Annotated in this window: 19 protein-coding genes and 2 pseudogenes; 12 read left to right on the top strand and 9 right to left on the bottom strand. The window is 66.4% G+C overall.

Translation table 11 applies throughout. The annotated features are described in order from the left end of the window. Positions 1–7: 7 nt before the first annotated feature. From LF63_RS07250 to LF63_RS07235, 5 genes and pseudogenes are all read left to right on the top strand, one after another. A complete protein-coding gene (locus tag LF63_RS07250) occupies positions 8–988 on the top strand; it encodes a carbohydrate kinase family protein (RefSeq protein ID WP_043100664.1) in 981 nt (326 codons plus the stop codon). Then, positions 985–1,800 (top strand): annotated as a pseudogene (locus tag LF63_RS16410) (AGE family epimerase/isomerase); the annotation flags it as partial. The gene LF63_RS07250 and the pseudogene LF63_RS16410, both read left to right, overlap by 4 nt. Positions 1,801–1,968: 168 nt before the next feature. After that, positions 1,969–2,352, top strand: a pseudogene (locus tag LF63_RS16405) (AGE family epimerase/isomerase); the annotation flags it as partial. Positions 2,353–2,434: 82 nt separating this feature from the next. After that, entirely contained in the window at positions 2,435–4,834 is a 2,400-nt protein-coding gene (locus tag LF63_RS07240) for a GH92 family glycosyl hydrolase (RefSeq protein ID WP_043100660.1), read from the top strand. A 58-nt stretch (positions 4,835–4,892) separates the two neighbouring features. Further along, the gene (locus tag LF63_RS07235; RefSeq protein WP_043103402.1) at positions 4,893–5,675 is read left to right on the top strand and encodes a class I SAM-dependent methyltransferase; all 783 of its coding nucleotides are present in this window, start codon (positions 4,893–4,895) and stop codon (positions 5,673–5,675) included. 70 nt (positions 5,676–5,745) lie between these two features. Here the strand turns inward: LF63_RS07235 and LF63_RS07230 are convergent, their stop codons facing one another. The 7 genes from LF63_RS07230 to LF63_RS15505 all read right to left on the bottom strand — a co-directional run bounded on the left by LF63_RS07230 (position 5,746) and on the right by LF63_RS15505 (position 13,584). Then, positions 5,746–6,222: a hypothetical protein gene (locus LF63_RS07230; RefSeq protein ID WP_152569280.1), complete on the bottom strand. Its 477-nt coding sequence runs from the start codon at positions 6,220–6,222 to the stop codon at positions 5,746–5,748. Between the two features lie 174 nt (positions 6,223–6,396). Next, positions 6,397–9,789, bottom strand: coding sequence for a GH92 family glycosyl hydrolase (locus tag LF63_RS07225; RefSeq protein ID WP_081945257.1), 3,393 nt, complete (start codon positions 9,787–9,789; stop codon positions 6,397–6,399). Between the two features lie 184 nt (positions 9,790–9,973). Next, the gene (locus tag LF63_RS07220) at positions 9,974–10,759 is read right to left on the bottom strand and encodes a succinate dehydrogenase iron-sulfur subunit (RefSeq protein ID WP_043100654.1); all 786 of its coding nucleotides are present in this window, start codon (positions 10,757–10,759) and stop codon (positions 9,974–9,976) included. Between the two features lie 21 nt (positions 10,760–10,780). Then, positions 10,781–12,568, bottom strand: coding sequence for a succinate dehydrogenase flavoprotein subunit (gene sdhA, locus LF63_RS07215; RefSeq protein ID WP_043100651.1), 1,788 nt, complete (start codon positions 12,566–12,568; stop codon positions 10,781–10,783). A 10-nt stretch (positions 12,569–12,578) separates the two neighbouring features. Then, the gene (gene sdhD / locus LF63_RS07210) at positions 12,579–12,962 is read right to left on the bottom strand and encodes a succinate dehydrogenase, hydrophobic membrane anchor protein (RefSeq protein ID WP_043100650.1); all 384 of its coding nucleotides are present in this window, start codon (positions 12,960–12,962) and stop codon (positions 12,579–12,581) included. Then, positions 12,959–13,351 (bottom strand): succinate dehydrogenase, cytochrome b556 subunit, encoded by a 393-nt coding sequence (gene sdhC / locus LF63_RS07205; RefSeq protein ID WP_043100647.1) that lies wholly within the window; start codon positions 13,349–13,351, stop codon positions 12,959–12,961. The genes sdhD and sdhC overlap by 4 nt, the downstream gene beginning before the upstream one ends. A gap of 65 nt (positions 13,352–13,416) precedes the next feature. Beyond that, positions 13,417–13,584 carry a DUF1674 domain-containing protein gene (locus tag LF63_RS15505; protein WP_081945132.1) on the bottom strand — a complete coding sequence of 56 codons (168 nt, stop codon included), beginning with the start codon at positions 13,582–13,584 and terminating at the stop codon, positions 13,417–13,419. Between the two features lie 111 nt (positions 13,585–13,695). On the opposite strand from LF63_RS15505, the gene ygfZ reads away from it, so the two are divergent. Both ygfZ and LF63_RS07190 read left to right on the top strand, forming a co-directional pair. After that, positions 13,696–14,514 (top strand): CAF17-like 4Fe-4S cluster assembly/insertion protein YgfZ, encoded by an 819-nt coding sequence (ygfZ, locus tag LF63_RS07195; protein ID WP_052394818.1) that lies wholly within the window; start codon positions 13,696–13,698, stop codon positions 14,512–14,514. A 452-nt stretch (positions 14,515–14,966) separates the two neighbouring features. After that, positions 14,967–15,401, top strand: coding sequence for a cell wall hydrolase (locus LF63_RS07190; protein ID WP_043100643.1), 435 nt, complete (start codon positions 14,967–14,969; stop codon positions 15,399–15,401). Positions 15,402–15,486: 85 nt separating this feature from the next. Here the strand turns inward: LF63_RS07190 and LF63_RS07185 are convergent, their stop codons facing one another. After that, positions 15,487–15,999: an outer membrane lipoprotein gene (locus LF63_RS07185; RefSeq protein ID WP_235205287.1), complete on the bottom strand. Its 513-nt coding sequence runs from the start codon at positions 15,997–15,999 to the stop codon at positions 15,487–15,489. Between the two features lie 66 nt (positions 16,000–16,065). Beyond that, positions 16,066–16,605, bottom strand: a complete 540-nt coding sequence (locus LF63_RS07180; RefSeq protein WP_043100642.1) for a glycine zipper 2TM domain-containing protein — start codon at positions 16,603–16,605, stop codon at positions 16,066–16,068. 185 nt (positions 16,606–16,790) lie between these two features. On the opposite strand from LF63_RS07180, the gene LF63_RS07175 reads away from it, so the two are divergent. From LF63_RS07175 to LF63_RS07155, 5 genes are all read left to right on the top strand, one after another. Next, a complete protein-coding gene (locus LF63_RS07175) occupies positions 16,791–17,582 on the top strand; it encodes a TatD family hydrolase (protein ID WP_184655027.1) in 792 nt (263 codons plus the stop codon). A gap of 151 nt (positions 17,583–17,733) precedes the next feature. Continuing rightward, entirely contained in the window at positions 17,734–18,225 is a 492-nt protein-coding gene (locus LF63_RS07170; RefSeq protein WP_161782330.1) for a MarR family transcriptional regulator, read from the top strand. Positions 18,226–18,230: 5 nt separating this feature from the next. After that, positions 18,231–19,712, top strand: a complete 1,482-nt coding sequence (locus LF63_RS07165; RefSeq protein WP_043100638.1) for an efflux transporter outer membrane subunit — start codon at positions 18,231–18,233, stop codon at positions 19,710–19,712. Then, positions 19,709–20,899: an HlyD/EmrA/EmrK family protein gene (locus LF63_RS07160; RefSeq protein WP_043100636.1), complete on the top strand. Its 1,191-nt coding sequence runs from the start codon at positions 19,709–19,711 to the stop codon at positions 20,897–20,899. Before LF63_RS07165 ends, LF63_RS07160 begins: the two co-directional genes overlap by 4 nt. 69 nt (positions 20,900–20,968) lie before the next feature. Beyond that, positions 20,969–22,516 (top strand): DHA2 family efflux MFS transporter permease subunit, encoded by a 1,548-nt coding sequence (locus LF63_RS07155; protein ID WP_043100635.1) that lies wholly within the window; start codon positions 20,969–20,971, stop codon positions 22,514–22,516. Positions 22,517–22,544 lie beyond the last annotated feature (28 nt).

Here is a 22,544-nt window from a genome sequence, read left to right as displayed (position 1 = left end):
GACAAGGATGACCATGCGCCCGATTCTCTGCTTCGGCGAGGCCCTGATCGACTTCCATCCGGAAGGCACGGACGACCATGGCTTCAGCCGCGCGTATGTGCCGTTCGCCGGCGGCGGCCAGGCCAATGTCGCCGTGGCCGTGGCGCGCCTGGGCGGGGCGGCGCAGTTCTGCGGCATGCTCAGCGAGGATCGTTTCGGCGACTTCCTGCTCGACTGTCTGCAGCGCGCCGGCGTGGATACCCGGCAGGTCGTGCGCACGGCCGACGCGCCGACCGCTCTGGCCTTCGTGCAACTGGACGCCCATGGCGAGCGCAGCTTCTCGTTCTACCGCCCGCCGTCGGCGGACATGCTGTTCCGCAGCGAGCACTTTCGCGACGACGCCTTCGACGACATCGCCCTGCTGCATGTCTGCTCGCTGAGCATGAGCGAACCCGAACTGGCCGAAGCCACCCGCGAAGGCATGCGACGCGCCGCGGCGACCCATGCGCTGGTGAGTTTCGACCTGAACCTGCGTCCCGCGCGCTGGGATCATCACGACGATCCGCGCCCGGTGATGTGGAGCGGCCTCGATCTGGCCGACGTGATCAAGCTCAGCGCCGAGGAGCTGGACTACCTCGCCGTCGATGGCGAAGAAGCCTTCCTCGAGCGTCTCTGGCAGGGCCGTCCGCGACTGCTGGTGGTGACCGACGGCGCCGCGCCGTTGCGCTGGTTCGCACGCGACGCGGAAGGCGAGTTGCCAGTCTTCGACAGCACGGTCGTCGACAGCACCGCCGCCGGCGATGCGTTCGTCGCCGGGCTGCTGCAGCGGCTGGTCGATCAGGACATCGATGCGCGAAACTTCGATGCGTTCATCACGGCATTGCCACAACTGCATGCAACACTTCGCTACGCCGCGGCGTGCGGCGCCATCACCGTCACACGCAGAGGTTCGTTCGCGGCCATGCCCACGGCACAAGAAGTTGAGACCTACATGGACGTGAGGCCATGACGCCCAAGCTGCCAGCAACGCCCGTACCGGATTTCCGTTCGCGCGAATTCCTGCGCCGCCACATCGCCGACACCATGGATTTCTACTATCCGCGATGCATCGATCCCGTGGGCGGCTACTTCCAGTACTTCCGCGACGACGGCAGCATCTACAACACGCGTCACCGGCACCTGGTCAGCAGCACACGCTTCGTCTTCAACTTCGCGATGGCCGCGCGCCACTTCGGCAGCACGCGCTTCGCCGAGGCCGCACGCCACGGCCTGAACTACCTGCGCGAAGTGCATCGCGACACCACCACCGGCGGCTACGTGTGGACGCTGTTCGACGGCCTGGCCGAAGACCGCACCAATCACTGCTACGGCGTCGCCTTCGTGATGCTGGCCTACGCCACCGCGCACAAGGCCGGTTCCGAACAGGCCGCCGAATGGATGGACGAGACCTGGCAGCTGCTGGAAGAGCGTTTCTGGGACGCCGACGCCGGTCTGTACCGCGACGAGGCCGACGCCGACTGGCACTTCTCCGCCTACCGCGGACAGAACGCCAACATGCACATGTGCGAGGCCATGCTGTGCGCCTACGAGGCCACCGGCCAGGCGCGCTACCTGGATCGCGCGCTGCTGCTCGCCGAGCACATGACCCAGCGTCAGGCCAAGCAAACCAACGGCCTGATCTGGGAACACTACGACGCCGACTGGAATGTCGACTGGGACTACAACCGCGACAATCCCAAGCACCTGTTCCGTCCGTGGGGCTTCCAGCCCGGTCATCAGACCGAATGGGCCAAGCTGCTGCTGATCCTGGATCGCTACTGCCACCGCCCGGCTTCCGAGCGCGGCCAGCCGGTCACGGTGCCCGGCTGGAACGAATCGCGGGTCGCGCGCGCCGACGCCAGTTCCATGCGATTCGAGTCGATGCGCGGCCCGGTGCTCGACCCGGTCGCCGACCGCGCCGCCGCGCCCAGGCCCGCCTACCCCGGCCTCGACTGGCTGCTGCCGACCGCGCGCCGCCTGTTCGACACCGCCGTTGCATTGGCCTGGGACAAGCAGTACGGCGGCCTGTGCTACGGCTTCGACCCGGACGGCAACATCTGCGACGACGACAAGTACTTCTGGGTCCAGGCCGAGACGCTGACCACCGCCGCGCTGCTGGCGCACCGCACCGACATGGACGCGTACTGGCTCTGGTACGAGCGCATCTGGACGTACGCCTGGCAGCACATGGTCGACCACCGCTACGGCGGCTGGTACCGCATTCTCGACCGCATGAACCAGAAGTACGACAACGAGAAAAGCCCGGCCGGCAAGACCGACTACCACACCATGGGCGCCTGCTACGAGGTGCTCAACGTGATCGGACCGCGCTGAATCCCTGCACGCGACGCCCTTCGGATCAGTCTTTCCGTTCAATTTTAGATCGATACAAATCGCTTCACGACGAGGTTCCGCCATGCAACGACTTCGCTCCCGCCTGCTTGTTTCCGCCATCGCCGCCCTGGCGCTCGCGAGCGGCGCCACGCTGGCCGCACCGGCCGCCACCACGCCGGCCGACGCGGTGCATCCGCTGATCGGCAGCCGCAACGGCGGCAACACCTTTCCCGGCGCGACCCTGCCCTTCGGCATGCTGCAGTGGAGCCCGGAGAACACGCGTGGCCACCATGTGCGCACCGCCGCGCCGGGCGGCTATCAGTACGACGCCACGCGCATCCGCGGTTTCAGCCTGACCCACCTGTCCGGCACCGGCTGCGCGGGCGCCAGCGGCGACGTGCCGTTCATGCCGATCACCGTGCCGGTGACCACCTCGCCCTCGGCCGACGCCAAGGACGCGCGCTACGCCAGCGACTTCCGGCACGCGGACGAGACCGCGCGCGCTGGCGACTACCGCGTGAAGCTCGCCAACGGCGTCGCCGTCGAACTCGCCGCTGCGCCGCGCAGCGGCATCGCGCGTTTCCGCTTTCCGGCCGGCAAGCCGGCCAACCTGCTGATCCGCGTCTCCGATTCGGAAGTCGGCAGCAGCGACGCGCAGGCCAAGATCGATCCGCGTACGCGCACCGTCAGCGGCTCGGTCACCAGCGGCAACTTCTGCGGCTACCTGGCCAAGGCCGACCAGCGCAGTTACTACACGCTGTACTTCGTGGCCCGCTTCGACCGCGCCTTCGCCGCTACCGGCACCTGGCGCGATGGCGCGGTGCATGCCGGCAGCACTTCCGCATCAGGCGGTACCACCTACGGTGCCAAGGGCTGGCCGCCGGTCGGCAAGGGTTCCGGCGCGTGGGTCGGCTTCGCCGGCAAGGGCGCGCGCGACGTGACCGTGCGTGTCGGCATTTCCTACGTCAGCCTGGCCAACGCGCGCGCCAATCTCGCCGCCGAGATCCCGCACGGAAGCAGCCTCGCGCAGGTGCGCGGCATGGCCCGCGACGCCTGGAACCGCGCGCTGGGCCGCATCGCCATCCAGGGCGGCACGCCGGCGCAACGCAGCGTGTTCTACACCGCGCTGTATCACGTCATGATGCATCCGAACCTGTACAGCGACGTCAACGGCGAATACCGCGGCTTCGATCAGATGACCCATCGTGTGCACGGCGCGCAGCAGGCGCAGTACGCGAATTTCTCCGGTTGGGACATCTACCGCTCACATCTGCAGTTGGTCACGCTGCTGGAACCGAAGCGCGCCAGCGACATCGCGCAGTCGCTGTTCAACCAGGCCCGGCAGAACCACGGCAAGTGGGATCGCTGGACCCACAACTCCGGCGGCACACACGTGATGAGCGGCGATCCGTCCGCGCCGGCCGTGGCCGACATCGTCGCCTTCGGCGGACGCGACTTCGACGTGAAGGCCGCCTACGCCTCGCTGAAGCACGCCGCCACCACGGTCACCGCACAGGATCTCAGCGACGCCGGCTGCAACGTCGAATGCGTCGGCCAGCGCCCCTCGCTGGACCAGTGGCTGAAGCTGCACTACATCGCCGCCAAGTCGCACGCCTGGGGCGGCGCGGGCGAAACGCTGGAAGACGCCACCGCCGACTTCGCGCTGTCGCAGCTCGCGGCGTACACGGGCGACGCCGAAGGTCACGCCAATTTCCTCACGCGGGCCGGCTACTGGCGCAACCTGTTCAACCCGCACGCCACGCCGGAAGGCGGCTACATCCAGAATCGCAACGCCGACGGCAGCTGGCCGGCCTTCACGCCGAGCACCGACGATGGCTTCGTCGAGGGCAGCGCGGCGGTCTATCTGTGGATGGTGCCGTTCGACGTGCACGGTCTGTTCGACGCGCTGGGCGGCAAGGCCGCCGCGACCCGTCGTCTGGACGCCTTCTTCCATCACAAGGACGGCCGCTGGGCGCTGACCGACGCCGGCCCGCTGCATGCCGAGCTCAACAACGAACCGTCGGTGGAAACGCCTTGGCTGTACGGCTACGCCGGCCAGCCATGGAAGACACAGGAAGCCGTGCGCATCGTCGAGAACACGCTGTGGAAGGATGCGCCGGACGGCATCCCCGGCAACGACGATCTGGGCGAGATGTCGTCCTGGTACGTGTGGGCCGCGCTGGGCATGTATCCGGAGATTCCCGGCCGTGCCGAACTCGTGCTCGGCAGCCCGCTGTTTCCTCATGCGGTCATCCATCGCCCGGGCGGCGACATCGTCATCGACGCGCCGCAGGCCGCGACGAACGCGCCCTACGTGCAGGCGCTGAAGGTCGACGGCGTCGCTCACGACAAACCGTGGCTGCCGGCCGACTTCGTGCAGCACGGCGGCCGGCTCGACTACACCCTCGGCACGCAACCGGACACGCGCTGGGGCAGCGCCGCGGACGCCGCGCCGCCGTCGTTTCAGCCACCGCGCAGCTAGGTCAGACGTTGGGTGGCATCGACGCATCGTGCAGGCGCATACTGCCTGCATGATGCGCATGAATCGATGGCTCACCCCCGCTCTCGTGGCCGGCTTCGCGCTGTGCCTGTCCCTCTCCACGCCCGTGCGCGCCGATCGCGGCCAGCCCGCCACGATCAAGGTGCCGGCCTACATCGCCAAGGCGCTGGCCGACCCGGCCCGCGCCAAGGACCAGGCCAACGACGACCGCCGCCGTCCCGGCCCAATCCTCGCGTTCGCCGGCGTCAAACCCGGTGACACCGTGATCGAACTCGTGCCCGGCGGCGGCTACTGGACGCGCATACTCAGCCAGATCGTCGGTCCCAAGGGCCACGTCTACACGGTGACGCCGTCGGAGTTCCTCAAGGTCTTCCCGACCGCCGCCGACAAGAGCAAGGCGCTCGCCGCCGACCCGCACTACGCCAACGTCACCGCGCTGGTGCAGCCGGCCGCCGGCATGAAGCTGCCGCACCGGGCCGATCTCGTGTTCACCGCCGAGAACGTGCACGACTACAACAACGCCTCGTTCGGCAGCCTGCCGCCGAAAGCCCTGGCCACCGAGATACGCGGCCTGCTGAAGTCCGGCGGCATCTTCCTGGTCAACGACCACGTGGCGCCGAAGGGTTCAGGGCTGTCCGACACCGACACGCTGCACCGCATCGATCCGGCCATCGTGAAGAAGCAGGTCACGGAAGCCGGCTTCACCTTCGTCGGCGCCAGCGACGTGCTGCGCAATCCCAAGGATCCGCACGACATCAAGGTCTTCGACCCGTCCATCCGCGGACACACCGACCAGTTCGTGTACAAGTTCCGCAAGCCCTGACGCGACCTGACCGCCCATGAAAAAGGCCCGCCGATGTGCGGGCCTTTTTCATGTCTGCGCATCCTGGCGATCAGCTGCGCGATGCCGCCTGCGAATGCTGCGCACTCCAGACTTCGCGCGAATGCGTCAGCATCGCCTGCACCTCGCCGACCGGCACCAGCGAGCGCTGCGCGAAACCGTCGGGGCCGCGACGCAGCACCGAACCGACCGCACGGATGTGCATCACGCCGTCGGTGTCGGGCACGAAGCGGAAATGCAGCGTCAGTTCGGGGGTGTACGGTCCGCGCTCCGCCTTGGTCGCTTCCGCCAGATAGGACGCCGGCGCACCGTCGACGCGCTTGCGGCAAGCCACCGAAGTGAGCGAGTCGTGCACGATGCCGAAACCATGCTGCTTGCAGTACTGCATCAGCACGTGATGCGCCTGCAGCCGCGACATGCCGTCGACGCTTTCATGCGCGATCATCGTCTGCGCGCCTGCCGCATGCGCGACGCCCGCACCCAGCGTGACCGCGGCCAGCGCCGCCAGGGCCATCCTTCTTCCGTACATGCCTCGTCCTCCATCCTGAGTGAGCTTGATGACGGTCAACGACGTGCGGATGCGACCGTCGCCACCATCATGACCATCATGCACCGATGACGGCCATCGCTCCAGTACGACCCGAGTCCTACATGGTCGGCACGTGCATCAACGTGTGCGCATGGCCCATGCATCGTCAGTGCTTCATGGTCGACCCAGCAACTCGATCTGCGACAGCGATGTCGGCTGGCCCGCCGCCGAACGCGCGAAACGCCAGCGGTAATACGTATAGGCGCCGACGTCGCTGACGCCGAACGTGCGCGTCTGCTGCGGCCATGCGAAGCGCTGTCGTTCGCGCGCATCGATGCGCACCCAATGCCGGCCGTCGCGAGAGCCGAACAGCTGCCACGAAACCGGCGCTTCCTGCGCATGCGAAGCCGAGGTCAGCGTGTACATGCGCACGCGTTGCGGATGGGCGAACCGCGCCTCCACGTCGCCGGAGCCGAGCTCGACATGCGTCTGCGAGGTGTTGTCGATCAACGCATGCGCCTGCGCGACATCGCCATCGAGCGTCACGGTGACGTGTCCGGCATCGAGCCGATCGACCAGCGGTTGCGGGCGCGCCGAACCGTGCGTGATCGACGGCAGCGCCTCGTCCGCCGCGGTGCCCCAACGCGACGGCTTCGGTCCCATGCGAAAATCCAGCACCGCGCCGTCGGCCAGATCGGCATGACGCAGCCAGGTCTTTGCGTATGGTTTGCCGTCGAGCGTGAGCGACTGGATGTAGCGGTTTTTGTCGCTGACGTTCGGCGCGTTGATGACGATGCGTTTGCCGTTCTCCAGATGGATGATCATCTTCGGAAAGTACGGCGCGCCGATGGCGTAAGTCGGCGTGCCCACGCGCAGCGGATAGAAACCGGCGACGCTGAACACGTACCAGGCCGACATCTCGCCGTTGTCCTCGTCGCCGGGATAGCCCTGACCGATGGCGCTGCCGTTGTACAGACGCGACAGCGCGTCGCGCACCTTGTCCTGGGTCTTCCACGGTTGGCCGGCGACGTCGTACATGTACAGGATGGCGTGCGCGGGCTGATTGCTGTGCGCGTACTGGCCCATGCGCACTTCGTGCGCCTCGCGCATCTCGTGAATGACGCCGCCGTAGGCGCCGACGTGGTAGATCGTCGGTGCGTCGAAGAACGCGTCCAGCTTCTTCGCCAGCCCGGCGCGACCGCCGTAGAGATTGGCCAGCCCCTGCCCGTCCTGCACCGCGTCGAAAGCCATGCCCCAGGCGTTGGTCTCGGTGTAGTCGCCGCCCCAGGCGTAGGGATCGAAATGCGCGGCATCGATACGCCAGTCGCCATCGGGTTTGCGTCCGACGAAGAAACCGGCCGCCTTGTCGAACAGATGCACGTAGCCCAGCGCGCGGCTCTCGAAGTAGCGCGCATCGTCGGCATAGTGCGCCGCGTACGGATCGTTCCTCGGCGGATGCGCGGCGAGATTCCGAGCCAGTTCGGCCAAACCGAAGTCGTTGAGGTAGCCGGCCATCGACCACGAAAAGCCTTCGTCGACGTCGTTCGCGGTGTAGCCGGTGAAGATGGAGCGGGCCAGCCCCTTGCGCCCGGCGCCCGGGATCGGGCTGACCACCGTCGCATCCTTCAGCGCGGCCCGATAGAAGCTGCGCACATCGAAGTTGTGCACGCCCTTGTTCCAGGCGTCGGCGAACGCCACGTCGGCACTGGTGCCGACCATCAGATCGGCATAACCCGGCGAGGACCAGCGCGCGATCCAACCGCCATCGCGGTACTGTTGCACGAAGCCGTCGATCATCTGCCCGGCCTCGTGCGGCGTCAGCAGCGCGTAGGCCGGCCAGGCCGTGCGGTAGGTGTCCCAGAAACCGTTGTTGACGTACGGCCGCCCCTTCACGATGCGCGCGCCAGTGTGCGTCGGGGTGTTCTTGCCCACCGGCGGCGAAAACGGGCTGGCGTAGCGCTCGTCGGGATGCGCCGCGGTGCCGACGTTCTCGAAAGCCTGGTTCGGATACAGGAACAGGCGGTAGAGGTTGGAATACAGCGTGACCTTGTCGCGGTAGGACGCGCCCGGCACTTCGATGCGGCCGAGCAAGGCATCCCAGCGCTGGCGTGCGGCGGCCTGTACCTGCGCGAAGTCGGTACCCGGGGGAATCTCGCGATCGAGGTTGCGTCGGGCCTGCGCGACGCTGATCAGCGAGGTACCGATGCGCATGGTCACCGTGCGCGAATCGTCCAGCGCGAAGCCGTACCAGGCAGCCACGTGATCGCGGCCATGCCCGGTCAGCCGTCCGCTCGCGCGCACCGGGCGGTCGAACGTGGCGTAGAAGAACAGGCGCGTGGCGCCGGTGGAGAGCCGACTGGCGACATCGGAGAAACCCTGGATCGTGCGCTGCTTCGGATCCAGCGTGATGCCGCCGTGATCGTTGACGTTGTCGAATACCAGTTGCGCGTGGTGGCCAGGAAAGCGGAAGCGCATCATCGCGGCATGGTCGCTCGGCGTCATCGCCGCGACGATGCCGTCGTCGAAGCGCACGCGGTACAGATACGGCCTGGCCGTCTCGTGATCGTGATCGAACGCCAGCGCGCGCGCCTTGCGATCCAGCGGCGGCGCGCCGTGCGCGACCATCGCCGGCATGACCTGGAAGGTCTGCCGGTCGCCCATCCACGGGCTGGGTTCGTGACTCAGCGAGAAGGCCTGGATGTGCGGGCGGTTTTGCGCGTCGTTACTCTCCTGATACTGGTAGATCCAGTTGGAGCCGGCATTCGTGGTCGGCGTCCAGAAATTGAAACCATGCGGCACGGCCGTAGCCGGGAAGGTGTTGCCGCGCGAGAAGTTGTAGTTGGCGTTGCTGCCGCGGCGGGTGTCGACGTAGCCGCTGGGCGAAGAAGGATGTGGTTCGCGAGCGGGACCGATGCGGATATCGTCGATGTAGCCATGGAAAGCCGCATGGCCGGCCGGCGGCTGCGCCACCAGCTCGATGTCCGTGATGACCTTGCCGTGGGCCACCGCGCCGAGATCGATGTCCAGCGCATTCCACTGGTCCTGGTACAAGGTGCGCGACGCGCCCTCGCCTCGTGCCGTGTAGGCCACCCGATGCTGATCGCGCGCGCCCAGTGCCGACAGCCGCGAACCGTCGGCGAAGCGCAGATCGACGATGACGTGCATCGCCGGCTGCGGATCCGGCGCATCGGCGTGTACCGGGAACAGCTTCCACGACAGATGCGTGTCTTGGGCCACCGCCACGCGTACGCGAAACAAGGTCCGCTCAGCGGCACGCCCCTCGGCCTGCTCCCGCCCTTCGTAGCGCAGCGCATGCGTGCCGGTGAATCCGGCTTCCGGCTTGGCCGTCAGCACTTCCGACGCACTCGGACCGCTTACGCGCCGTACGGACCACCCCGTCTGACGGGATCCCGCACCGGATGCGAGCGCGTCGGGTTTCTCGAAAGAAGTGTAAAAAACACTTTCAGTTGGCTGATTCGTATGGCAAAAAGCGGTCGGGACCAGCCCGAGGCTCGCAACCAGGAGTACTCCCGGTATCGCCCATGTACGCCATGGTCGCCGCCCCATGTCGACCGATGCGCGTGACCAGCGGGAGAAAATCGGATGGCTGTGCATGCGGTGTTCCTCCTTGGGCGGTGCCGGACAGGTGGCACAACACGAACTTGGATCGATCTAAATTACACCGAATAAAAAAGCGCGCAACCGCCCGAAGCGGTTCGCGCGCCGTGACACGACGCGCGAACCGACACGTTCAGGCGGAGCGACGCTCGACGATCAGCTTCTTGATCTCGGCGATCGCCTTGGCCGGGTTCAGCCCCTTCGGGCAGGTCCGCGCGCAGTTCATGATGGTGTGGCAGCGGTACAGCTTGAACGGATCTTCCAGATCATCCAGACGCTCGCCGGTGTCCTCGTCGCGCGAATCGGCGATCCAGCGGTAGGCCTGCAGCAGGATGGCCGGACCGAGGTACTTGTCGCCGTTCCACCAGTAGCTCGGGCAACTGGTCGAGCAACACGCGCACAGGATGCACTCGTACAGACCGTCCAGTTTCTTGCGATCCTCCGGCGACTGCAGACGCTCGGCGTCGGACGGCGCCGGACTCTGCGTGCGCAGCCACGGCTTGATCGAGGCGAACTGCGCGTAGAAATGCGTCAGGTCGGGCACCAGATCCTTGACCACCGGCATGTGCGGCAGCGGGTAGATGCTGACTTCCCCACCCTTGCAGTCGTCGATGGCCTTGGTGCAGGCCAGCGTGTTGGTGCCGTCGATGTTCATCGCGCAGCTGCCGCAGATGCCCTCGCGGCACGAACGGCGCAGGGTCAGCGTGGAGTCGATCTCGTTCTTGATCTTCAGCAGCGCGTCCAGAACCATCGGGCCGCAGCTCGCCATGTCCACCTCGAAGGTGTCCATGCGCGGGTTCTGGCCGTCGTCCGGACTCCAGCGGTAGATCTTGAAGGTACGCGGCTTCTTCGCGTCCTTCGCCGGATGATGCTTGCCGGGTTGAATCTTGGAATTCTTCGGTAGCGTGAACTCTGCCACGTTGCTTCTCCAGTCCGAAACTCAGTAGACGCGCTTCTTCGGCGGGACGGTCTCGACCTCGTCGCTGAGCGTATTCATGTGCACGGGGCGGAAGTCGAAGCTGGGCTTGCCCTTCTCGTCCACCGACACCAGCGTGTGCTTCATCCAGTGCTCGTCGTCGCGATCGGGGAAGTCCTCGCGCGCATGCGCGCCGCGCGACTCCTTGCGCTGCTCGGCCGAGTACATCGTGGCCACGGCCTGATCGAGCAGGTTGGACAGCTCCAGCGTCTCGACCAGATCCGAGTTCCACACCATCGAACGATCGCTGACGCGCACGTCCTCGAACGAAGCGTGAACCTGGGAAATCTTGTCGCAGCCTTCCTGCAGCGTTTCCTGCGTGCGGTACACCGCGGCGTCGCTCTGCATGGTCTTCTGCATCTTCATGCGGATATCCGCGGTCGCGGTGCCGCCGTTGGCATGACGCAGCTTGTCGAAGCGCGACAGCGCCTTGTCCAGCGCGCTGGACGGCAAGTCCTTGTGCGCGGCGCCGGGCTGGATGATCTCGGCACAGCGATGCGCCGCGGCGCGACCGAACACCACCAGGTCGAGCAGCGAGTTGGAACCCAGGCGATTGGCGCCGTGCACCGACACGCAGCCGGCTTCGCCGATGGCGAACAGGCCCGGCACCACGGCATCGGGATCGTCGCCCTTCTTGTGCACGACTTCGCCGTGATAGTTGGTCGGGATGCCGCCCATGTTGTAGTGCACGGTCGGCAGCACCGGGATCGGTTCCTTGGTCACGTCGACGCCAGCGAAGATGCGCGCGGTCTCGGCGATGCCCGGCAGGCGCTCGTGGATGACCTCGGGACCGAGGTGCATCAGGTTGAGGTAGGTGTGATCGGCGTTCTCGCCGACGCCGCGACCCTCGCGGATCTCGATGGTCTCGGCGCGCGACACCACGTCGCGCGAAGCCAGGTCCTTGGCGCTGGGCGCGTAGCGCTCCATGAAGCGCTCGCCCTTGGAGTTGGTCAGGTAGCCGCCCTCGCCGCGCACGCCTTCGGTGATCAGGCAGCCGGCGCCGTAGATGCCGGTCGGATGGAACTGCACGAATTCCAGATCCTGCAGCGGCAGGCCAGCGCGCAGCACCATGCCGCCGCCGTCGCCCGTGCAGGTATGCGCCGAGGTGCACGAGAAGTACGCACGGCCGTAACCGCCGGTCGCCAGCACCACCGCGTGACCGCGGAACACGTGCAGCGTGCCCTCGTTGAGATCGAGCGCCATGACGCCGCGACACACGCCTTCGTCGTCGAAGATCAGGTCGGTAGCGAAATACTCGATGAAGAACTGCGCATCGTGCGCCAGCGACTGCTGATACAGCGTGTGCAGGATCGCGTGGCCGGTACGGTCGGCCGCGGCGCAGGTGCGCTGTGCGGTGCCCTTGCCGTAATGCGTGGTCATGCCGCCGAACGGACGCTGGTAGATCTTGCCTTCCTCGGTGCGCGAGAACGGCACGCCGTAGTGCTCCAGCTCGATCACCGCTTCCGGCGCGTGCTTGCACATGTACTCGATCGCATCCTGGTCGCCGAGCCAGTCGCCGCCCTTGATGGTGTCGTAGAAGTGGAAGCGCCAGTCGTCCTCGCCCATGTTGCCCAGCGCGGCGGCGATGCCGCCCTGCGCCGCCACCGTGTGCGAGCGCGTCGGGAAGACCTTGGTCACGCAGGCCGCCTTGAGGCCTTTCTGCGCCAGACCGAACGTCGCGCGGAGACCGGCGCCGCCGGCGCCGACCACGATCACGTCGAACTTGTGTTGCTGAATCTTGTAGCTTTCCATGAATCTTCCTTTAGCCGGCGAGCGCGACGCGCAGGACCGCCAGCGCGCAGGCGAGCGCGAACAGGACGGCGAGAAGCTTGACCAGCACCATCAGGCTGACCTCGAGCCAGCGCGTGTGCACGTAGTCCTCGATCACCACCTGCAGACCGAGCTGCGCATGCCAGAACATGCTGGTGGTGAAGGCGATCATCAGCACCGCGTTCCACGGCTTGGCCAGCATCGCGTGGGCCGTGGCGAAATCGGCGTGCAGCATCGACAGCAGCGTCAGGACGAACCAGATCGACAGCACCACCAGCGCGACGGCCGTCATGCGCTGCATCCACCAGTGGCCGACGCCGGACTTGGCCGAGCCCAGACCGCGTGCACGTTGCAGAGGGTTGCGCAGATCGCTCACAGGACACCTCCAGCCATCAGGTATGCCCAGATCGCGACGGTCAGCAGCAGACTGACGACCACCGCCAGCCAGCTCGAACGCACGAACTGCGGAATCTCGTAGCCCATGCCGGCGTCCTGCAGCAGATGCCGCACGCCGTTGCACAGGTGGAACATCAGCGCCCAGGTCCAGCCCAGCAGCAGGATCAGACCGAACACGCTGCCGGTGAAGCCGGTGAAGCAACTCCAGGCGTCCGGCCCCGCGGCCAGCGCCGTCAGGCCCCACAACACCAGCAGCGCGCCGGCGACCAGGGCAATGCCGGTCGCGCGATGCAGAATCGAAGTCACCATCTGCACCTGCCAGCGGTAGATGCCGAGGTGCGGTGAAAGAGGTCGCCCGCTCTGTGCCATCGTGGCTATCCTTGTGTAAAGGGAATCGCTTGCGCGCCCATCGAAGCGACGCCGACGCGGAACATTCAGAAGTCGATGCAACGGCCGTTCTTCTCCCAGTCGCCGTAGCGGACAGGATCGGGACGGGGTTGCTCGTGCTTCGTGGGATCCGATGCCGGCACGACCTTCGCCGCTCCAGACGGCTTTGGCGTGGAGTCGCGGGAATCGGTCGGCGTGGGAGTCGTGTCGTTCATGGGCTTGGAAATGATCCTTAAAATCCTAATACCTGGCATGAACCAGCACAAGCTGAACACGCACGGCCGCGCTGCTCGAAGCGCGCACCATCCGCAGGAAACCACGCGCACATGACGCTTCACGAACCCGCTCCACTGCATACTTCCCTGCTCCGCATCGCGGGCGTCGACGCTTTGCGCTTCGCGCATGCGCAGTTCACCAGCCACGTGTCCTCGCTGGCCGTCGGCGCATGGCAATGGAGCGCATGGCTGGATGCACGCGGCCGGGTGCAGCAGTTGTTCCACCTGCTGCGTATCGACGAACACACCCTCCTGCTGGCGCTGCGCGGCGGCGACGCCGGAGCGATGGCCTCGCAACTGCAGCGTTTCGTGTTCCGCGACAAAGTGACGCTGGAAGCGCTGCCCTCGCGTTCGCTGCAGGCCGGCGCCGCCCTGCCCGCCGGCAGCGTGCAGTCCGTCGACGATGCACTGCATCTCGGGTTCGGCGATCGACGCCTTTGCCTGCTGCCGACGGAGGCGTCGCATGACACCACCTGGCGACGACAGGCCATCGCAAACGGCGAACCCTGGCTGCCGGATGCCGTGATCGGCACGCTGCTGCCGCCCGCGCTCAGCCTGCGCCGCCTGGGCGCTTTGAGTCTCGACAAGGGCTGCTTCCCGGGCCAGGAAATCGCCGCGCGCCTGCACTATCGCGGCGGCCACAAGCAGGTGCTGCTGCACGTGCAGCTTGCCGCGCCATGCGTGCCGGGAGACCGCGTATCCCTCGATGCGGGCGCGCCAGAAGCATCGGACGATGCATCGCTGCGGGTGCTCGACTGCATCGGTCGCGACGCGCTTGTCCTTGCACACGAACGCACGCAGATGCGACTCGAAAGCGAAGCGGCAACGCATGACGATGCGCCGCACATCGTGCGCGCATTCGGTGCATGAAACGTGATGCGCTACACGCAGCACCGTTAACTCAACATGAATATGACCGCCCTCGTGATTGACTCGATGCGGTCACTGAAGATAAATTTGCGTTATTCGATGACGTGATGGTGACAGTTTGCTTCGTCATCGAAGTGTGCGCGACGAACCGGATGATTCCGGATTGGCGCGACCCGGCAGCATGTTTCGCCGGCATGTAACGTTCGCATCGACGCGAACACCGATGTGCGGAGCCACCCATTCGCTCCCGCCATATGCCGTGCATCGGTACAAAGACTCCAACAACGTATGAATTCGGATCGGCGCTGCGCAGGAACGCGGCGTTCGTTTTGCGATGTGTGTGTGTGCACGTCGCGAAATCGGTAACGATCGGCAGACCGAACGAAACGGCTGCCGCTCAAGCGCGCGCATGGCCTGTACGGCATGACCGCACCTCTGAGGAGAATGCAACGATGAAACTCGCCTGGTTGCTGTGGATGACCTCCATGCTTCCGCAACCGCTCGCGGACCAGACTTGTCTGGCCACGACCGTGTACCTGGAAGCCCGCAGCGAATCGACGATCGGACAGTTTGCCGTCGCCGAGGTGGCCCTGCGCCGCCGCGAACGCGGCTACTACGGCAAGACCGTATGCGACGTGGTGCGCGCACCGCGTCAGTTCGCCCTTTCCACCACGCCCGAAAGCTTCCAGGTCACCAACCTGAAGGCCTTCACCAAAGCCTGGAAGATCGCCGGCGAAAGCATGGCCATCTGGAAACTTCCGCGGGCCGACCGCGTGATGGTGGTGCCCGGCGCGGATCACTTCGCCACCACCAGCATCTCGCCCAAGTGGGCCACACAGGCACCCTTGCGCACCATCGGCGAGCACGCGTTCTACGCGGCCAACTGATCGACCCGACCCGGTTCATGGGGAAAGAAAAAGCCCTCCCGAAAACGGGAGGGCTTTTTTGTGTCGCCACGTGCGTGAAACGCGATCAACGCATGTAGACGCGACCGTCGCTGATCTGCACGTAGTCGCCGTTGCGCACGCGCGGATCCTCGCGTTGGGTAACGGTCGCGGTACGACCGTCGTCCAGACGCACCACGACGCGATACGCCGGCACGTCGCCGCTGTTGCGCTTGGCCACCTCGTTGCCGACGGCGCCGCCGGCCACGGCACCGGCCACGGTGGCCGCCTTGCGGCCGTCACCCTTGCCGACCTGGTTGCCCAGCGCCGCACCCGCCACCGCGCCGATGATCGTGCCCAGCACGTGAGACTGATTGCCGCCAGACACATAGACCCGGCTCACGTCCTCGACCACGCCGCACTGATTGCTCGGGCAGCTGCGGCTGTTGCGGTAACCGTTACCGCCGCTGTAGCTCGTGCCGTATCCGGCACCGTTGCCGCCGGAGTTGTACGGCCCCGTGGCGCAACCGGCCAGCGCGAGCATGGACGTCGCCAGCGCAACGGGGATGAAGCGTCGCAAAGTACTCATCTTGATGGACATGAAACCTCCTTGGTGGGGATACCTTGGCGGTGGGGACGAATCGTCGATCCGTCGGCGATCACGCGATCAGTTGGACGAGACCACCGTGGTGCCCTGCTTGATCTCGACCGTGTCGCCCGGATTGTGGTCCATGCGGGTCGAATGCACCGTGCCGTCCGGCAGCTGGTACTTCACGTTGTAGCCGACCACGGTCGTCGACGGATTGTTGACCGTCTCGCACTTCTGCTCCTGCGTGGTGTAGGTGGCGTTCTCCTGATGATTCTCCTGCACCTTCTTGCCGGCGTAACCGCCAGCCACGGCGCCGGCGACGGTCGCCAGGGTCTTGCCCTTGCCGCCACCGACCTGATGGCCGAGCAGACCGCCCGCCACGGCGCCGATGGCCGTACCGGCGATCTGATGCTGATCCTTGACCGGCTTGTGATGCGTCACGGTCTCCTCGTGGCAGACCTGACGGGGATTGTTCGTGGTCTTCTTGATCGGCGTCGCGCTGACCACCTTGGCGTACTGCGGGCCTTCCGCACTGGCGTTGCGGTTGCATGCGGTCAAACCGCCCGCGGTGGCGATGGCGATGCCCGTGACGAGCGCCTTGGTAACGAACTTGTTCATCTCTAGCCTCCTGTTTTCATCCACGTGGAATGGATGCCTGATTGTTATGTGTTCAAATTCAAGCACTGCGGAACTGAACAACTCATAAGGTCCGCGTTAAATCCTGCAGCGAGGCATGCCTTCGCCGTACCCGCCTGCACGTGCCATTGGCCATAATGCCCGTGGTTACGCGACAGCGAGCGTACATGAACGGGACCGCAATCACGCTTTTCGACAGCCATACGCATCTGGACGACGCCGCGTTCGACGGCGATCGCTCCGCCATGCTGCAGCGGGCCGCCGCCGCTGGCGTCGTCGACATGCTCGTGGCTGCAACCGCGGCCAGGCACTGGCCGCGGTTGCGCGACCTCTGTGCGGCGTGCGAACACGGCGTCCGCCTGCATGCGGCCTATGGCCTGCATCCGATGTTCATGGCCGAACATCGGGACGAGGACCTCGCCTCCCTGGAACGCTGGCTGCGCGACGCATCGCCGGCCGCCGTCGGCGAATGCGGACTCGATTTCCAGGTCGGCATCGAACCCGAGCGTCAGCGCCGCTTCTTCGGTCATCAGATCGGCCTGGCGCGCGAACTCGATCTGCCGCTGGTCATTCATGCGCGCAAGGCGGTCGAAGAAGTCATCCTCACGCTGCGCCGCGAAGGTCCCGTGCGCGGCGTCGTGCACAGCTACGGCGGCAGTATCGAACAGGCGCGGCAGCTCTGGGATCTGGGCATCCACCTGGGACTCGGCGGACCGGTCACGCATGATCGCGCGCGCAAGCTGCACCGCCTGGCGGCAACGATGCCGCTGCAACAACTGCTGCTGGAAACCGACGCGCCCGATCAGCCCGGCGCCGCCCACCGGCAGCAGCGCAACGAACCGGCCTATCTGGTCGAAGTGCTCGACAGCATCGCAGCACTACGCGAAATGCCGCGCGAGGCTATCGCCCAGGCCACGCGCGACAACGCGCTGCGCCTGTTCGGCACCGCGCCAGCCTGACCATCTCCCCGCGAACCAGCCTTCCGGGTATCCGGAAGCGACGCCTCCATTCTTCCGGCTTGTAAACCAGTCAGCACACTTGTTAGGCTAATAGTTCACTAATGAACTATTCATTTCGGACATGAGCACCTTGCTCGACTCCTGCCAATCCATGAAAGCCGCCGTCTGCCGCGTCGCCGAACGCGTGCCCGACCTGCCGATCGACGACATCGTCCTGCTGCGGATGCTGCACATCGTCAACGCCGGCCTCGACCAGTCCGAGGAGCGCTGGCTGAAGCCCTACCAGCTCGGCAACAGCGAATTCCGCACGCTGATGATGCTGTTCAGCAGCCCGGAGCAGCAGGCGCATCCGTCCGACCTGTGCCAGTGGGCGTCACAGAAGCCGACCAACATGACACGCATCGTCGACACGCTGCTCGAACGCGGTCTGGTCACCCGTCGCTCCAGCGACGCGGATCGCCGCCGCATCATTCTCCAGGTGACGCCGGAAGGCTCGCAGTTGGTCCGCACCCTGCTGCCGAAACTGCAGCCGAACCTGAAAGCCCTGTTCTCCGCATTCACCCGGAGCGAATCCCGGCAGATGACCGTTCTGCTGGAAAAGCTGCTCCGCAACCTCGACGCCATGGATACCGTCCAGGAATGAACCCGATGACTCCCCCACGCGTATTCGCCGTCGCGCTCGCGACTTTGCTGCTGGGCGCCTGCGTCGGGGTGCCCGACAAGATCCGGCACACCGATCTGCGCACGCAGGCCCCGCTGGCTGGCCTGCCCGTCTCCGGATCGCAGAGCGCCTGGCCCGATGCCGACTGGTGGAAGCGCTACCGCGACCCGCAGCTCGACCGCCTGATCGACGACGCGCTGCGGGACGCCACCAGCCTCGCCGCCGCGCGCAGCCGCGTCAGCGCCGCGCGCGCCTCGGCCAAGCTGACCGCGGCGCAAGTCGGCCTGCGCATCAACGGCAACGTCCAGGTCGCCCGCCAGCGCCTCAGCGAGAACGGCCTGATCCCCTCGAAGTTCCTCGGCTTCACCTGGTACAACCAGGGCGACGTCGGCGTGCAGGGCAGCTACGACTTCGATCTGTGGGGCGGCAATCGCGCCGCGGTGCAGGCCGCCATCGGCCAGGTGCGCGCCGCAGCCGCCGAGCGCAGCGCCGCCGCGCTGGCGCTGCAGGTCGGCATCACCCGCACCTACTTCGGCTGGCAGGCCGATCAACATCGCCTGCAACTGGCCGAACAACTGGTGCGTGATCAGACCCGCCTGGTTCACGTGCTGGATGTACGCGTCAAGGCCGGTCTGGAACCGAACGACCGTCTGCAGCAGGCGCGCGCCAGCGTGGCCGCCGCACGGCAGCAAGTCGCGGCGCTGCGTGGCAGCGCGCAGATCCGTCGCGCCGTACTCGCCGCACTGATCGGCATCGCGCCGAAGCAGCTGCCCGAGCTCAAGGTACGTCCGCTGCCCGCGGCCAACACGACCCTGCCGGCCGACGCCGGCCTGGATCTGATCGCACGCCGCCCCGACATCGCCGCACGCCGCTGGCAAGTCGAGTCCGCGCTGCGCCAGACCGACGCGGCACGCGCCCAGTTCTTCCCGGACTTCAGCCTCAGCGCGATGGCCGGTTTCTCCAGCATCGACCTGGGCAAACTGCTGCACCCGGAAAGCCGCGTATTCGCGCTGACGCCCGCCCTGCACCTGCCGATCTTTGAAGGCGGCCTGCTGCGCGCAGGCTACGGCGTGTCCAAGGCGCAGTTGCAGGCGGCGGTTGCGCAGTACAACGACGCCGTGGTCAACGCCGCGCGCGAAGTCTCCACCCAGGTGCTGGACCTGCAGCGTCTGCGTGCCCAGCGTCACGAGCAACAGGCGCAATTGCAGGCCGTCAGCGCGTTGCAAGGCAATGCCGAAGCACGCCAGCGCCAGGGCCTCACCGACATCCAGCCCGTCCTGCAGGCCCGTGCGCAGGTGCTGCAGCAGCGCGATGCGCGCCTGCAGCTCACCGCCCAGGTCCTCGACGCCGATGTCGGTCTGATCCAGGCCCTCGGCGGCGGCTACCACCTCGAACACGCTCCGGCGACGGCCGATGACACGACCGCCCCGGCTCCTGCCACCTCTTCCGCGCGGAAACCGACCCTATGAGCGCCCAAGACGACAAGACGACCGACGCCAAGAACAACGGCGACGAGAACGCCGCCGGCAACGGCAAGCGCAAACGCATCCTGCTGATCATCGGCGGCGTGTTCGTACTGGCCGGCCTGATCTGGTTCCTGCTGTGGCTATTCGTGTTCTCGCAGCGTGAAGTCACCGACGACGCCTACGTCAAAGGCAACCAGGTCACGGTCAGCTCGCAGATTCCCGGCACGGTGGTCGCGGTGATGGCTGACGACACCGATCTGGTCCACGCCGGCCAGACGCTGGTCAAGCTCGACCGCACCGACACCGACGTCAACCTGGCCAAGGCGCGCAGCGCGCTGGCCGAAGCCGTGCGCCGCGTGCGTCAGGCCTTCGCCAACGCCGCCCAGGCCGACGCCGCCGTCGACGCGCGCAAGGTCGAACTGAGTCTGGCCCGCGCCGACCTCAAGCGCCGCGAGCCGCTGCTCAAGCAGCAGGCCGTGGCCCCCGAGGAAATGGCGCACCTGCGCGACCGTGTGCGCACCGCGCAGAGCGCGCTCGAAGTCGCCCAGCGCAACGCCACCGCCGCGCATGCCGCCATCGACGGCACCGACATCGAGCACAACCCGGCGGTGATGCAGGCGCGTGCCGCATTCCGCTCCGCGTGGCTCGCCGCGCATCGCACCGCCATCGTCGCGCCGGTCGACGGTTACGTCGCCCAGCGCAGCGTGCAGGTCGGCCAGCAGGTGCAGCCGGGCGCGCCGCTGATGCAGGTGATTCCGCTCAATAATCTGTGGGTCGAGGCCAACTTCAAGGAAGTGCAGCTGGCCCACATCCGCATCGGCCAGCCGGTCGAGATCAAGCCGGACATCTACGACGGTCTGGCCTTCCACGGCAAAGTCGTCGGCCTCGGCGCCGGCACCGGCAGCGCGTTCGCCCTGCTGCCGCCGCAGAATGCGTCGGGCAACTGGATCAAGGTGGTGCAGCGTGTGCCGGTGCGCATCTCGATCGACCCGAAGGAACTGCGCGAGCATCCGCTGCGCGTCGGCCTGTCCACCGAGGTCAACGTCGACACGCACAACCGCGACGGCCGCGTGCTGGCCCAGCAGCCGACGGATCAGGCGGTCTCGAAGACCGGCGTCTACGACCGCGATCTGACCGAAGCCAAGCGCGAGGCCGACGCCATCATCCAGGCCAATCTCGGCACCAAGTAACCGCGCCCCTCGCCTGCCGAACCACGGCGCGGCCACGGTCGCGCCGACTCACCGGGAACTCCGAACGCGATGTCCTCGAACGCACCAGCGCCGAACAAACCGCTGCATGGCACCCCGTTGGTGCTGCTCACGATCGCGATCTCCTTCGCCACCTTCATGGAGATTCTCGATCTGACCATCGTCAACGTCGCGGTGCCGCACATCGCCGGCGCGCTGGCGGTGAGTCCGCAGGAAGGCACCTGGGCGATCAGTTCCTACGCGCTGGCCAGCGCCATCATGCAGCCGCTGACCGGCTGGATCGCCAAACGCTTCGGCGAAGTGCGCACCTTCGTCACCGCGCTGTTGCTGTTCGTGACGTTCTCCATGCTCTGCGGCATGGCCACCAGCATGCCGATGCTGGTGATCTTCCGCCTGCTGCAGGGTGCCGGCTCCGGTCCGATGGTAGCGCTCTCGCTGGCTCTGCTGCTGGCCGCCTACCCGGTCGAACGCAAGGGCATGGCGCTGGCGATGTGGGCCATGACCGTGGTCATCGCGCCGATCTTCGGCCCCATCCTCGGCGGCTACATCACCGACAACCTGTCGTGGCCGTGGATCTTCTTCATCAACGTGCCAGTGGGCTTGCTGGCCGGCGCGGTGGTGTGGGGCATCATGCGCAAGCGCGAGACCAAGACGATCAAGGTGCCTATCGACATCGTCGGCCTGGGTCTGCTGGTGGTCGGCGTGGGCTGTCTGCAGTTCATGCTCGACAACGGCAACGACAAGGACTGGTTCTCCTCGCCGCTGATCACGACCCTGGGCATCATCGCGCTGGTCTGCCTGACCTTCCTGGTCGCCTGGGAACTGATGGCCAAGCACCCGATTGTCGACCTGTCGCTGTTCCGCAAGCGCAACTTCACCGTCGGCGTGATCGCCCTGGCGCTGGGCATGATGGCCTTCTTCGGCATCAACGTGGTGTTCCCGCTGTGGCTGCAGGTCAACCTCGACTACACCGCCACCTGGGCCGGTCTGGCGACGGCGCCGGTCGGCATCCTCGCCTTCTTGTTGTCACCGGTGATCGGCCGCAACATCGACCGGCTGGAACTGCGCGCGGTAGTGACGTTTTCGTTCGCCGTGTTCGCGATCACCTCGTACTGGTTCTCCACCTTCAACAACGACGCCTCGTTCGGCAGCCTCATCATGCCGCGCTTCGTCATGGGCCTGGCGATCCCCTGCTTCTTCATTCCGCTGAACCAGATCATTCTGTCGGGCCTGAAGGACCACGAAGTCGCCACCGCCTCGGGCCTGGCCAACTTCTTCCGCACCATGGCGTCGAGCGTATCCACGGCCGTCACCGTGACCCTGTGGCAACACCGCGCCGACTATCACCAGGCCATGCTCACCGAGCACGTCAACCACGCCAACCCGGCCGCGGAAAGCTACCTGCAAACCCTGCATGCCGGCGGCATCACCGGCGAACGCGCCTGGGCCGTGGTCGAACGCGTCATCACCCGCGAAGCGCTGACGCTGTCGGTCAATGACGTGTTCTGGTGCTGCGCCGTGCTGTTCGTATGCCTGATCCCGGTGCTGTGGTTCGCCAAGCCGCCGTTCGCCAGTGGTGGGGCGGAGACGATGCATTGAGTGGTGGCTTACGCGACCTAGAACCTGA

The sequence above is a fragment of the Oleiagrimonas soli genome (assembly GCF_000761445.1).
GTDB classification, from domain to species: Bacteria; Pseudomonadota; Gammaproteobacteria; order Xanthomonadales; family Rhodanobacteraceae; genus Oleiagrimonas; species Oleiagrimonas soli.
This window is presented reverse-complemented; position numbering and strand designations above follow the sequence as displayed.

Bases quoted from the DNA above. Each gene is read 5' to 3' on its own strand.
- LF63_RS07185 (WP_235205287.1), bottom strand. From the start codon at position 15,999: ATGTCCATCAAGATGAGTACTTTGCGACGCTTCATCCCCGTTGCGCTG.
- LF63_RS07235 (WP_043103402.1), top strand. From the start codon at position 4,893: ATGAATCGATGGCTCACCCCCGCTCTCGTGGCCGGCTTCGCGCTGTGC.
- LF63_RS07240 (WP_043100660.1), top strand. From the start codon at position 2,435: ATGCAACGACTTCGCTCCCGCCTGCTTGTTTCCGCCATCGCCGCCCTG.
- LF63_RS07155 (WP_043100635.1), top strand. From the start codon at position 20,969: ATGTCCTCGAACGCACCAGCGCCGAACAAACCGCTGCATGGCACCCCG.
- LF63_RS07230 (WP_152569280.1), bottom strand. From the start codon at position 6,222: ATGTACGGAAGAAGGATGGCCCTGGCGGCGCTGGCCGCGGTCACGCTG.
- LF63_RS07160 (WP_043100636.1), top strand. From the start codon at position 19,709: ATGAGCGCCCAAGACGACAAGACGACCGACGCCAAGAACAACGGCGAC.
- LF63_RS07180 (WP_043100642.1), bottom strand. From the start codon at position 16,605: ATGAACAAGTTCGTTACCAAGGCGCTCGTCACGGGCATCGCCATCGCC.
- LF63_RS07190 (WP_043100643.1), top strand. From the start codon at position 14,967: ATGAAACTCGCCTGGTTGCTGTGGATGACCTCCATGCTTCCGCAACCG.
- LF63_RS07225 (WP_081945257.1), bottom strand. From the start codon at position 9,789: ATGGGGCGGCGACCATGGCGTACATGGGCGATACCGGGAGTACTCCTG.
- LF63_RS07250 (WP_043100664.1), top strand. From the start codon at position 8: ATGACCATGCGCCCGATTCTCTGCTTCGGCGAGGCCCTGATCGACTTC.
- LF63_RS07175 (WP_184655027.1), top strand. From the start codon at position 16,791: ATGAACGGGACCGCAATCACGCTTTTCGACAGCCATACGCATCTGGAC.
- LF63_RS15505 (WP_081945132.1), bottom strand. From the start codon at position 13,584: ATGAACGACACGACTCCCACGCCGACCGATTCCCGCGACTCCACGCCA.
- LF63_RS07165 (WP_043100638.1), top strand. From the start codon at position 18,231: ATGACTCCCCCACGCGTATTCGCCGTCGCGCTCGCGACTTTGCTGCTG.
- ygfZ (WP_052394818.1), top strand. From the start codon at position 13,696: ATGACGCTTCACGAACCCGCTCCACTGCATACTTCCCTGCTCCGCATC.
- sdhC (WP_043100647.1), bottom strand. From the start codon at position 13,351: ATGGCACAGAGCGGGCGACCTCTTTCACCGCACCTCGGCATCTACCGC.
- sdhA (WP_043100651.1), bottom strand. From the start codon at position 12,568: ATGGAAAGCTACAAGATTCAGCAACACAAGTTCGACGTGATCGTGGTC.
- LF63_RS07170 (WP_161782330.1), top strand. From the start codon at position 17,734: ATGAAAGCCGCCGTCTGCCGCGTCGCCGAACGCGTGCCCGACCTGCCG.